Source organism: Actinomyces israelii (genome assembly GCF_030253495.1).
GTDB lineage: Bacteria > Actinomycetota > Actinomycetes > Actinomycetales > Actinomycetaceae > Actinomyces > Actinomyces israelii.
The window spans coordinates 1,280,200-1,291,652 of record NZ_CP124548.1; the positions used below are offsets into that span (position 1 = coordinate 1,280,200).

At 73.6% G+C, this 11,453-nt stretch carries 9 protein-coding genes and 1 pseudogene; 7 read left to right on the forward strand and 3 right to left on the reverse strand.

The genetic code is table 11. From position 1 onward, the window contains the following. Nucleotides 1-9 precede the first annotated feature (9 nt). Nucleotides 10-1,122, reverse strand: coding sequence for a tryptophan--tRNA ligase (trpS, locus tag AIF0345_RS05255; protein WP_285297535.1), 1,113 nt, complete (start codon nt 1,120-1,122; stop codon nt 10-12). Nucleotides 1,123-1,197: 75 nt separating this feature from the next. Continuing rightward, nucleotides 1,198-2,949 carry an alpha/beta hydrolase gene (locus AIF0345_RS05260; protein ID WP_285297536.1) on the reverse strand — a complete coding sequence of 584 codons (1,752 nt, stop codon included), beginning with the start codon at nt 2,947-2,949 and terminating at the stop codon, nt 1,198-1,200. A gap of 117 nt (nt 2,950-3,066) precedes the next feature. On the opposite strand from AIF0345_RS05260, the gene AIF0345_RS16810 reads away from it, so the two are divergent. From AIF0345_RS16810 to AIF0345_RS05280, 5 genes and pseudogenes are all read left to right on the forward strand, one after another. Continuing rightward, nucleotides 3,067-3,234 (forward strand): hypothetical protein, encoded by a 168-nt coding sequence (locus tag AIF0345_RS16810; RefSeq protein ID WP_404975978.1) that lies wholly within the window; start codon nt 3,067-3,069, stop codon nt 3,232-3,234. Between the two features lie 29 nt (nt 3,235-3,263). After that, nucleotides 3,264-3,836 carry an ABC transporter ATP-binding protein gene (locus tag AIF0345_RS05265; RefSeq protein ID WP_404975979.1) on the forward strand — a complete coding sequence of 191 codons (573 nt, stop codon included), beginning with the start codon at nt 3,264-3,266 and terminating at the stop codon, nt 3,834-3,836. Nucleotides 3,837-4,138: 302 nt separating this feature from the next. Beyond that, nucleotides 4,139-4,213 (forward strand): annotated as a pseudogene (locus tag AIF0345_RS16535) (hypothetical protein); the annotation flags it as partial. A 184-nt stretch (nt 4,214-4,397) separates the two neighbouring features. Further along, a complete protein-coding gene (locus tag AIF0345_RS05275; protein ID WP_285297537.1) occupies nt 4,398-5,453 on the forward strand; it encodes a hypothetical protein in 1,056 nt (351 codons plus the stop codon). Between the two features lie 615 nt (nt 5,454-6,068). Then, nucleotides 6,069-6,980 carry a ribonuclease Z gene (locus tag AIF0345_RS05280; RefSeq protein WP_285297538.1) on the forward strand — a complete coding sequence of 304 codons (912 nt, stop codon included), beginning with the start codon at nt 6,069-6,071 and terminating at the stop codon, nt 6,978-6,980. 81 nt (nt 6,981-7,061) lie between these two features. Here AIF0345_RS05280 and glgX read toward each other — a convergent pair whose 3' ends face one another. Then, the gene (gene glgX, locus AIF0345_RS05285; RefSeq protein WP_268917801.1) at nt 7,062-9,407 is read right to left on the reverse strand and encodes a glycogen debranching protein GlgX; all 2,346 of its coding nucleotides are present in this window, start codon (nt 9,405-9,407) and stop codon (nt 7,062-7,064) included. Between the two features lie 150 nt (nt 9,408-9,557). Here glgX and AIF0345_RS05290 point away from each other — a divergent pair, with 150 nt between their 5' ends. After that, complete coding sequence (locus tag AIF0345_RS05290) at nt 9,558-10,346, forward strand: electron transfer flavoprotein subunit beta/FixA family protein (RefSeq protein ID WP_268917800.1); 789 nt, start codon at nt 9,558-9,560, stop codon at nt 10,344-10,346. 71 nt (nt 10,347-10,417) lie between these two features. Then, nucleotides 10,418-11,410 carry an electron transfer flavoprotein subunit alpha/FixB family protein gene (locus AIF0345_RS05295; RefSeq protein WP_268917811.1) on the forward strand — a complete coding sequence of 331 codons (993 nt, stop codon included), beginning with the start codon at nt 10,418-10,420 and terminating at the stop codon, nt 11,408-11,410. The last annotated feature ends 43 nt before the right edge of the window (nt 11,411-11,453 follow it).

The following is an 11,453-nucleotide window of genomic DNA, read 5'->3' on the forward strand; positions in this document are numbered from 1 at the left end:
CGGCGGCACTCAGTAGGTCATGCGCATGGCGGTGCGCACGGCGTCCAGCGTCCGGTCGGCCACCTCGTTGGCGCGGGCGTTGCCGGCGTGGAGGACGTCGAGCAGGTAGGCCTCGTCGGCCTCCAGCTCGGCGCGACGGGAGCGGATCGGGGCGAGGAACTCGTTGACGGCCTCGGTGGTGAGCCTCTTGAGCGCGCCCGCCCCGCCGTTGCCAATGCGCTCGGCGACCTCCTGCGGGGACCCGGCCCCGCACAGGGAGGCCATCATGAGCAGGTTGGCGACCTCCGGGCGGGCGGCGGGGTCATAGGTGATGTGCCGCTCGGAGTCCGTCTTGGCCTTCCTCAGGGCCCGGGCGGTCTCGTCGGCGCTCATGCGCAGCTCGATGGTGTTGCGGCGCGACTTGCTCATCTTCTCCCCGTCCAGGCCCAGCAGCACCGGCGCCTCGCCCAGCAGCGCCTCGGGGCGGCGGAAGACCGGGTGCTCCTCGACCGCGCGCCCGTAGCGCCTGTCGAAGCGCTGGGCGATCAGGCGCGCCTGCTCCAGGTGGGGGAGCTGGTCCTTGCCCACCGGCACCAGGTTGGCCTGGCAGAAGAGGATGTCGGCGGCCTGATGGACCGGGTAGGTCAGCAGCAGCCCGCTCATGGCGCGCCCGTCGGTGGCCTCCAGCTCGGCCTTGACGGTCGGGTTGCGGTGGAGCTCGGCCTCGGTGACCAGCGACAGGAACGGCAGCATGAGCTGGTTGGCCGCAGGCACGGCCGAGTGGGCGAAGACGGTGGAGCGCCGGGGGTCCACGCCGACCGCCAGGGTGTCCGCCACGAGGGACAGGACGCGCTCGCGGAGGGGGCCCACCCCGTCGCGGTCGGTGATGACCTGGTAGTCGGCCACGAGGATCCAGGTGTCGACGCCGCGGTCCTGGATTCTCCGCCAGGAGTCCATCGTCCCGAAGTAGTGGCCCAGGTGCATGTTGCCCGTGGGGCGCACGCCGGTGAGCATGCGGTAGCGGCCCGGGTGCACGTCCAGGTCCGCCTCGATCTCGGCCGAGCGGGCGATCGAGCGGGCCAGGGAGGCGTCGTCGGCGGCGTTGGCCAGGGCCTCCTCGGCCGCATTGGGGGTCTGCGTCATGGCCTCATCCTAGATGACCGGTTCCGACCGGTTCCGACCGATTCCGACAGGGCGCGGGCCGGGCCCGGCGGGGCGTCAGTCGTCCGCGGGCTGGGCGGCCAGGGCGCGCTCGACCTCCTGACGCGCCTGCGCTACGCGCCCGGCGGTGAAGGCGTCCTCATGGGCCACCAGGGCCAGGCCGTCCAGGATCTCGGTGCCGTAGTGGTGCCCGTGGCCGTGGGGGACGTTCATGGCCCGCGGCAGGTCGGCGCTGACCTGGAAGAAGGTGATGTAGGGCATCCAGCGCATGGCGGGGGAGCGGTCGGTGCCGGCCCGCTCCCGCAGCCAGTCGGGCTCCGGGGCGCGCACGAGCCGGGGGGACCACCACACCACCGGGTCGCTGGGGTGCTGGATGTAGAGGATGCGTTTCTCGCCCCAGGTGCCGTCCCCGAAGAAGGTCTCCATCTCGTCGCGGTCCTGGGCGAAGCGGACCGTCAGCCCCGCCGAGTAGGTGGGGTCCACCTCCCGGGTCCCCGGATCCCGGCGGGTCACGAGGTCGCTCCACAGCCGCGAGGAGTTGGGCGGCCCCACCCACAGGACGCCGTCGACGCTGCCCAGGACGTCGGACAGGTCGGAGAAGGCGGCCTCGCCCGCCACGACGCCGAGGGACTCCCCGTACAGCAGCAGCCTGGGGCGGTCGTCCTGCGGCAGGGTCCGCCACCAGTCGACGACGGCCCTCACCAGCTCCCTGCCCGAGGCGCGCGCCTTGTCGGTGTCGGCGATGAACTGCACGCTCGAGGGCAGGTAGGAGTACTGGGCGGCGGCGATGGCCGTGTCACCGTCGTAGAGGACCTCCAGGGACAGGGCCGCGATCGGGTCCACCCAGCCGGTTCCGGTGGTGGGGGCGATCATAATGGCCGAGCGGGAGGCCGCCCCGGTGCGCTCCAACTCCTCGACCACCAGGGCGGCGCGCTCGGCGTCGGTGCCGGCGCTCTTGAGGCCGGCGTAGACGCGGATCGGCTCGGCGGCGGGTCGGGAGGTGACCTCCTCCAGGCCCTGGGCGCTCAGACCGCGCCCCACGAAGCGCTTGCCGTAGGCGCCCAGGGTCTCCCACGGCACCAGCGAGTCCGGCGACCCCGAGCGCTCGGCGGCCGCGGGCCGGTCGGCGTTGGGGGGATCGGCGTCGTTGCGCACGGAGAAGACCGCCTCCGCGCCCCCGATGATCAGGCCCGGGATGGCCTGGTGGATCAGGGTGAAGACGAGCACGATCACAACGATCCAGGACGACACCGAGCGCACCGGCAGCGGCAGGCGCTGGGGGAGGCGGCCGCGCAGCCAGATCTCCAGGTGCAGGAAGCAGCGGCCGATCGCGACCAGCAGCATCCACAGCCCGAAGCCGACGGGGAAGACCAGCAGGTACTGCGCCGGCGTATAGGCCCGGGAGCCCGTCAGGGCGGCGACCTCCTGCTGCCAGCGGACCGCGCGCAGCAGAATCCCGTTGAGCGCCAGGATCACCACCAGGCTCAGGGCGATCTCGACGCGCCGCCTCCACCTGGGCCACCACGCGGGCAGGCTCAGGCCGCCGGCCTCCCACAGGACCCGGACTACCTTGCGGATCCAGGCGCGCCAGTTCCAGGACACCCAGACCCCCAGCAGGTAGCCGGTCCCCGCGCACAGCCCGCAGGCCGCCCCCTGGAAGAGCAGGTCGCGGGGGAGCAGTGAGGGCGTCAGGGCCAGGACGAAGAACACGGCGCCCAGGACGAGCCCGGTCGGGTCGGGGCGAAGGCGGTCCCAGACGCGCGTGACGAGCAGCGGTCTGGACGGTGTCGGCGGTGTCGGAAGCTTCACGGATCGAGGTCCTCAGGGGTCGGCGGCTGAGGGCTGGGGGCCGGTGCCAAAGATATACGCGTCGCTCCGGGTTCTCCCTGATGCGACTCAGGGTGGCGCCTGTGAAAGACTCCCGCCATGCCCAGGCACGTGCAGGACGACGCTCCCCCCGCCGCAGGCCCCGACGAGGCCGCTTCGGGGCAGCAGCGCCAGGACGGCCCCTCGCGCGGTCGGGGCGGTCGCGGGGGCGCCGGCCTGGTCGAGCACGGTCCTGTCCCGACCCCGTCGTCACGGCGCGCTCCCTGACCAAGGTCTTCGGCCGCGGGGAGAACGCCGTGACCGCGCTGGACGGCGTGGACGTCTCCATCGCCCGTGCTCGTTTCACCGCGATCATGGGGCCCTCGGGATCGGGCAAGTCCACGCTCATGCACTGCCTGGCCGGCCTGGAGTCAGCCGCCTCCGGGACGATCGCCCTGGACGGGCAGGAGATCACCTCCATGAGCCGGCGGCGCCTGACCAGGCTGCGCCGCGAGCGCATCGGCTTCGTCTTCCAGTCCTTCAACCTGGTGCCCTCCCTGACGGCCGGGGAGAACATCACCCTGCCCCTGGACGTCGCCCGCCGGAAGGTCGAGCGCAGTCGCTTCGACCAGGTCGTCGAGGCGGTGGGGCTGTCCGATCGCCTGTCCCACCGGCCCGCCGAGCTCTCCGGCGGCCAGGTCCAGCGCACCGCCTGCGCGCGCTCCCTCGTGGGACGCCCCGCCGTCGTCTTCGCCGACGAGCCCACCGGGAACCTCGACTCCCGGGCCACCGAGCAGGTCCTGAAGGTCCTGCGCTCCAGCGTCGACGACTTCGACCAGAGCGTCGTCATGGTGACCCACGAGGCCGAGGCGGCGGCAGCGGAGTCCTGACGGAGAAGATCGACGGGTCGGCGGCCGAGCAGATCGCCCAGGTCGACGGCGTCCGCGTCGCCCACGCGGCCTCCTCGCTGAGCGGGACGCTCGTGGGGGCCGACGGCGCCGACACCGCTGCCGTCCGCCAGCAGATCACGAACCTGCTTCCCGACTCAACGCGCCTGCAGACCCGCGCCGGGCGCATCGACGAGCAGAACGCCCACGTCGAGTCCATCCTCGGCTACGTCCAGACCTTCCTGCTGGTCTTCGTGGTCCTGGCGATGTTCGTCGGCTCGTTCATCATCATGAGCACCTTCGCCATGAGCGTGCGCCAGCGCCAGAAGGAGTTCGCCCTCCTGCGGGCGGTCGGGGCCTCGCCCGCGTCCGTGTTCGCCACGGTGCTGTTCCAGGCCGTCGTCATCGGCCTGCTGGTGACCTTGGTGGGCGCCCTCCTGCCCGCGCGGGACGCCGCCCTCACCCCGCCGGTGGAGGCCATGCGGGGGACCGCGGGGGCGCGAGAAGCCCCTGCGGGTCCGCGGCGTCCTCGGGGCGCTCCTGGCGGCGGCGGGCCTGGCGGGCGTGGTCGCCGCCTGGGTTGGCGACGACCTGTCCCGCCGCACGACCGTGCTGGGCGCGGGTGCGGGCGCCCTCATGCTCGGGCTGCTCGTCTGCTTCCCGGTGCTCGCCCACCGCACCATCGCGGTCCTCGCCATGCCGCTGCGCCTCCTGCGCCCAGTCGGGCGCCTGGCGGCGCGCAACCTCGCGGCGGCGCCCCGCAGGACGGCCGCGACCTCGGCGGCGCTGGTGATCGGCATGGCGCTCGTGCGCGCCAGAACGATCATCGCCTCCTCCGTGCGGGCCTCGATCGCCGACATCGTCAACGACTCCATGCGGGCCGATCTCCTGGTGCGGGCGCCCGCGACATTGGGACTGCTCACCCCTCTTCCCGCCGAGATGACCGAGCAGATCAACGCGCTCGACGGCGTGAGGGAGACCACCGGCCACACCGTGGCCTCGGTGGCCACCACCACGCCGGACGGCGGCGAGAGCGTGGGCTACATGGTCGCCGTCGACCCGCAGCGCTACCCCGACTTCTACGACCCGAACGTGACCGCCGGCTCGCTGGACTCCCTGGACGACGCGCACGTGGCGGCCTTCGCCGACTCCGGCCCGCAGATCGGCGACCAGGTCGCGGTCACCGAAGCGGCCGGCTCCGTGACGGTCACCGTCTCGGCGGTCGCCGACTCCAAGGGGCTCACCGGCGTCCTCTACGCCACCCCCGAGGTCGCGGCCGCCGTCGGCTCGTGGACCGCTCCGGCGCCGACCGACCCGAACGAGGTTCTGGACTCCCCGCAGGGCCTGCTCACCTCCCTGGCCGACGGGGCCGACAGGGCCGACAGGGACGCCGTGCAGTCCCAGGTCCAGGAGATCGTCGCTCCGGCGTACGTCTTCGAGGTCCTGGACGCCGGTGAGCTCTCCGACCAGGTCGGCCATCTGGCCGACCAGATGCTCGCCGTGGCTCTACGCGCTGCTGGGCCTGTCACTGGTCACCGCCGTCTACGGCACCTTCCTGGGCGGGGCCACCGGTGTGCTGCTGGCCGGGGCCCTGCGCGCGATCCTCCGACCAGGGCCTGACCGAGCTGGCCATCCCCTGGCCCCAGCCGGCGATCATGCTCGTGGCGGCCGTCGTCGTCGGGGCTCTCGCCGCCCTGCGGCCGGCGCCGGGCCGTCCGGCTGCCTGTCCTGAAGGCCATCGCCGCCGAGTGAGCACTGGATGAGCGATTCCAACGGGGGTGCGGAGCTCGCCGGTCGGAGCGCGTTCACGTTCCGGCTCGACACCGGTCGGCAGGGCCCGGCGGCCCGCGCCTGCCGGACCGGCAGCCGATCGTCTCACTGACCAACTGGCTCCGGGGCGCAGCGACACACAGCGGGCCGTCAGACCAGCGGACCGGGCTCCCCTGGGTGGACAGGTGGAGCAGACCCTCGATAATCGGCTCCGATGGGGCGTGAGCCGGGAGGGCGCTGCGCCCGCTCGCGCCTTCCGCCTCTCCCCGCCCGACCCGCACCACGGAATCCTGGAATCCCGGAATCACGCCGATTCCCGTCGTGCCCGAGATCGTAGGCCGTCGTGGAGGTGCGTGGGGTGACCACGTCTCCCACCCGCCCGGACAGGGCCGGGTCGGAGGGGCTGCCTACCATGGGTCCCGCCATCGGGAAGAAGGAGACCGGCATGGACGACGAGGCGGCACCGTGAGCGAGCGCGAGCTGATCGCCCTGGGCACCGGCAGCCTGGCACCCACCCGAGAGCGCAACCAGTCCGGCCACCTCCTGCGCTGGGGGGCCGCCGGCGTCCTCTTCGACCCCGGCGAGGGCACCCAGCGGCAGATGACCCTCGCGGGCGTCCCGGCGCGGCGCATCCGCATCATCTGCCTGACCCACCTGCACGGCGACCACTGCCTGGGGCTGCCCGGGGTTCTCCAGCGCCTGTCCCTGGACCGGGCGCCCCACCCGGTGACCCTCGTCTACCCGGCATCCGGCCAGGAGTACGTGGACCGGCTGCGCGCGGCCAGCATCTACCACGACGAGCTCGACCTGCGCCCGCTGCCGGTCGAGGTCGGCAGCGAGCCGGCCGAGGTGCTGCGCGCGCCCGGCCTCATCCTGTCCGCCGCCGCCCTGGACCACCGGGTCGACGCCATCGGCTACCGGGTCCAGGACCCGCCCGGCCGGGTCTTCGACCCCGGCGCCCTGGCGGAGCGGGGCATCACCGGGTCCCTTGTGGGGCGGCTGCAGCGCGAGGGGCGCCTCGAGACCGACGGCGCCGTCACCCGCCTGGAGGACGTGACCCGCGAGCGCATCCCCGCCTCCTTCGCCCTGGTCCAGGACACGCGGCCCTGCGAGGGCGCCCGGCGCCTGGCCGACGGCGTCGACCTGCTGGTCATGGAGGCGACCTACCTGTCCGACCTGGCCGACAAGGCCCGCGAGTACGGGCACTCCACCGCCCTGGAGGCCGGGCGTCTCGCCGCGGCGGCGGGCGCCAGCAGGCTGGCCCTGACCCACTTCTCCTCCCGCTACCGCTCCACCGAGGCGCACGCGGCCGAGGCGGGGAGGGCGCACGGCGACGTCGTCGCGCTCGCGGACCTGGACCGGGTGCGGATCCGCTGAGCCGCGGGCGCCCCGAGGGGCCGGACCGATCTCGACGCGGAAGTGAACCGATCTCGAGCCGGAATACGACCGATCTCGGCGTCAGGGGCGGGGCGGGGGCAGCGGGTCGGCCTCCACGGGCTCGAGCACCTCGCCCGACAGGTAGATCCGCATGCTCAGCGCGTCCAGGGTCGTCGTGTCCCCTGGGCGGTCGTGGCGGCACTCGGCGGAGCGCCGCGGCCTGTCCTTCGTGGGCCTGACGACGCGGGTGCGGGCCGCCCCGCGGCTGACCCGGTGGGCCAGGGCGAAGGCCGAGGTGTGCGGGCGCGGCACCGCCCAGGTGGAGTCCCAGGACAGGTGCCAGTCCGTGCCGTGGCCGTCGGGCAGCGTGACATCGACCTGGTCCAGCCAGCCGTTGATGACCACCAGCAGGTCGTTGTCCGTCAGCGGCCCGCCGTTGCGCAGCATCTGGACCACGCGCGTCCACGGGTCGTGCCAGGCGTTGGTGCTCATGGGGACGCCGTCGGCCCGGTACCAGGACAGGTCGGGCAGCGTGTCGCCCTCCGGCACGGTGCCGGTGGCGAAGTTCTCCGGCCGCAGCACGGGGTGGGAGCCGCGCAGCCCGATGAGGAACCGGGCGGTGGCCAGCAGGTCGTACTGCCACGGGGCGAGGTCCCAGTCGTACCAGGAGATGGGGGAGTCCTGGCAGTAGGAGTTGTTGTTGCCCTCCTGGGTGCGGCCCATCTCGTCGCCGCCCAGCAGCATCGGCATGCCGGCGCTGATGAACAGGGTGCCCAGCACGTTGCGGGTGGAGCGGCGCCGCAGCATCTCGATCGGCCCCCCGCCCATGCCCTCCGCCAGCGGCCCCTCGAAGCCGTGGTTCCAGGAGCGGTTGTCCTCGGTGCCGTCGCGGTTGTCCTCCCCATTGGCGAGGTTGTGCTTGTAGTCGTAGGAGACCAGGTCCCGCAGGGTGAAGCCGTCGTGGGCGGTGACGAAGTTGACGCTGCCCAGCGGGCCGCGCCCGCCGGGGCACTCCCCGTAGCTGAAGGTGTCGGCGCTGCCCGACAGGCGTGTGGCCAGGTCGCGCAGGTCGGAGCCCGGCCGCCCCCTGGACATCTCCGAGGCGTCGCGCAGCCAGAAGGAGCGCACCGTGCCGCGGTAGCGGTCGTTCCAGTCGTGGAAGGGCAGGGGGAACTCGCCGGTGCGCCAGCCGCCCGGCCCTATGTCCCACGGCTCGGCGATGAGCTTGACGGAGCGCAGGACCGGGTCGGTGGCCATGCCGATGAGCAGCGGGTGCCGGCTGTAGAACTCCGAGGCGTTCCGGCCCAGGGCGACCGCCAGGTCGAAGCGGAAGCCGTCGATGCCCATGCTGTCGGCCCAGTACCGCAGCGAGTCCAGCGCCAGCTGGACGGCGCGCGTGGAGCGGAAGTCCACCGTGTTGCCGGTGCCTGTGACGTCGATGTACTGGGCGGGGCGGTGGGGGGCGTGAAGGTAGTACTCCAGGTTGTCCAGGCCCCGCAGGGACAGGCTCGGCCCGCCCACCCCCGACTCGCAGGTGTGGTTGTAGACCACGTCCATGATCACCTCGAGGCCGGCCTCGTGCAGCAGGGAGACCATGCCGCGTACCTCGTCCAGAACCGCCTGGGGCCCGGCGGCCTGCGCCGCGGCGGTGGCGTAGGTGGGCTCGGGGGCGAAGTAGGACAGCGTCGAGTACCCCCAGTAGTTGGTCAGGCCTCGCTGGAGGAGGAAGGCCTCGGAGAAGGAGGCGTGGATGGGCAGTAGCTCGACGGTGGTCACGCCCAGCGAGCGAAGGTGCTCGATCGCGGCGGGATGGGCCAGGCCCGCGTAGGTGCCGCGCAGCTCGGGCGGGATGCCGGGCATGTCGTGGGTGAAGCCCTTGACGTGCGTCTCGTAGACGACGGTGCGGCCCTCGGGCACTCGGGGGCCGGGCACGACCGTGAACTGCTCGCCGGTGACCACGCCGAGGGCGACGTGCCCGGCCGAGTCCAGCTCGGAGGGGACGAAGGGCACATAGGCGGGGGAGAGGTCGTCCTCGACGGCGTGCGCGTACAGTTCGGGCCCCAGGGACGGCTTCCCGTCCAGGGCGCGCGCGTAGGGGTCGAGCAGGAGCTTGCGGGGGTTGAACAGCAGGCCCTCGGAGGGCTCCCAGGGACCGTGGACGCGGTAGCCGTAGCGCTGCCCGGCCCTCACGCCGGGCACGTGGGCGTCCCATATGCCGAGCCTGGGGCCGCGCAGGCCGATTCTTTGCTCCGAGACGGCGGTGCCGGTAGCATCGGTGTCGGTCAGGCACAGGTCGACGGCGGTCGCGTGCGGCGCGACCACGGCGAAGTCGGCCCCGTCCCCGCTCAGGGTGGCGCCCAGGCGGGTGCGGTCCGATGCGCCGGAGGCTGCTCGGGTGGCCGGCTGAGGCTCTGACAAGGACGACATGGGCTCCATTGTCGACGTACATCCGCCGGGCGGCCACTCGAGGCAGACGTGGGACACGCCTCGCCGCCCGGGCCGGGGGAGCCGCACGGGCCAATGCGCGTGACCCAGCGCTCACCGGCGCGGCTGGCCGGGTATGGCAATCTTGGACGCATGAAAATCGTGGTCTGCATCAAGCACGTTCCCGACGTGCAGTCTGAGCGGCGCATCGAGGACTCCCGCCTGGTCCGGGGCGAGGACGACGTCCTCAACGAGCTCGACGAGAACGCCGTCGAGGCCGCCGTGGCCCTGGTCGAGGGGCTCGGCGGGGAGGTCGTGGCCCTGACCATGGGCCCTGAGGACGCCGAGGACGCCATCCGCCGCGCCCTGCAGATGGGGGCCGACTCCGGCGTCGTCGTCAGCGACGACGACCTGGCCGGCTCCGACGTCGTGGCCACCGCGCGCGTGCTGGCCGCCGCCGTCGGACGCATCGGCGGGGCCGGGCCGGGCGACGGCGGCACCGGGGACGTGGACCTGGTGGTCACCGGCATGGCCTCCCTGGACGCCATGACCTCCATGCTGCCCGGCGCGCTGGCCGCGGCCCTGCACGTGCCCGCCCTGACGCTGGCGAGCTCCCTGGAGGCGGGCGCCGGGGAGGTCACCGTCACCCGCACCACCGGTACGCTCAGCGAGGTCCTGTCCGCCCCCCTGCCCGCGCTCGTGTCCGTGACCGACCAGGCCAACGAGCCGCGCTACCCCAACTTCGCCGCCATGCGCGCCGCCAGGAGGAAGCCCGTGGACACCTGGGACCTGGCGGACCTGGGCCTTCAGCCGCGTCCCGCCGCCGTCGAGGTCGTGGACGCCGAGTCCCGGCCCGCCCGACAGGCCGGCACCATCCGCACCGACGCCGGTCAGGCCGGGCGCGAGCTCGCCGCCTGGCTCGTGGACTCCAAGCTCGTCTGAGCGCGCGCACAAGACGTTGAAACCCCGCGCATGCGGGGATGACCGCCCCCAAGGAGAAGATCATGCCTGCCATGTCCGAGGCTCTTGACGCCCCCGTCCTCGTGCTCGCCGACCTCGACGGCGACCGCCCGGCCGACACCGCCCTCGAGCTCGTCACCGCCGCCCGGGCGCTGACCGCCGGCGACGTCATCGCCCTGACCCCGGGGCCCCTGGAGGCCGGCGCCCCCGCCCTGGCCGCCGCGGGCGCCACCCGCCTGCTGGTCGCCGACCTGGGCGGGGAGCGGGCCCAGGCCGCTGCGGCGGCCGACGCCGTCGTCGCCGCCGTCCACCAGACCGCCCCCGGAGCCGTCCTGGTCTCCGGCGACTACCGCGGCAGGGAGGTCGCCGGGCGCGCCGCCGTCCTCCTGGACTCCGCCTGCGTCGGCGACGTCGCCGACCTGCACGTGGCCGGCGGCGCCATCCGCGCCTCCCGGCTTGTGCTGTCCGGCTCCTGGTCCACCACCATGGCGGTCGCCGCGAGCGCCGGGCGCCCCCCGGTCCTCGCCGTGCGGCCCGGGGCGGTCGAGACCGCCGACAGCGCCGCCGACGGCGCCGCGCCGCTGACCGCCGAGGCCCTCGACGTCGCGGTGAGCCCGGAGGCGGCCGCCGTCCGCCTCGTCTCGCGCGAGCGCACCACTGCGGCCGCCGGGCCGGACCTGGCCGGGGCGCGCACCGTCGTCGTGGGCGGACGCGGCGTAGACGGCGACTTCGACCTGGTGCGCTCACTGGCCGAGCCGCTGGGCGCGGCCGTGGGTGCCACCCGCGTGGCCTGCGACGAGGGGTGGATCGAGCGGTCCGCCCAGATCGGCCAGACCGGCGTGTCCGTCGCCCCGCGCCTGTACATCGGCCTGGGCGTGTCCGGGGCCGTCCACCACACCAGCGGCATTCAGGGCGCCGGCACCATCGTGGCCGTGTGCGACGACTCCGAGGCCCCGATCTTCGAGATGGCGGACTTCGGGGTCGTCGGCGACGTGGCCGAGGTCGTTCCCCAGCTGGTCGACGAGCTCGCCCGTCTGCGCGGCTGAGCGCCCGGCGCCAGTCACCGGTCAGCTGTTTGTCCAAGGAGAG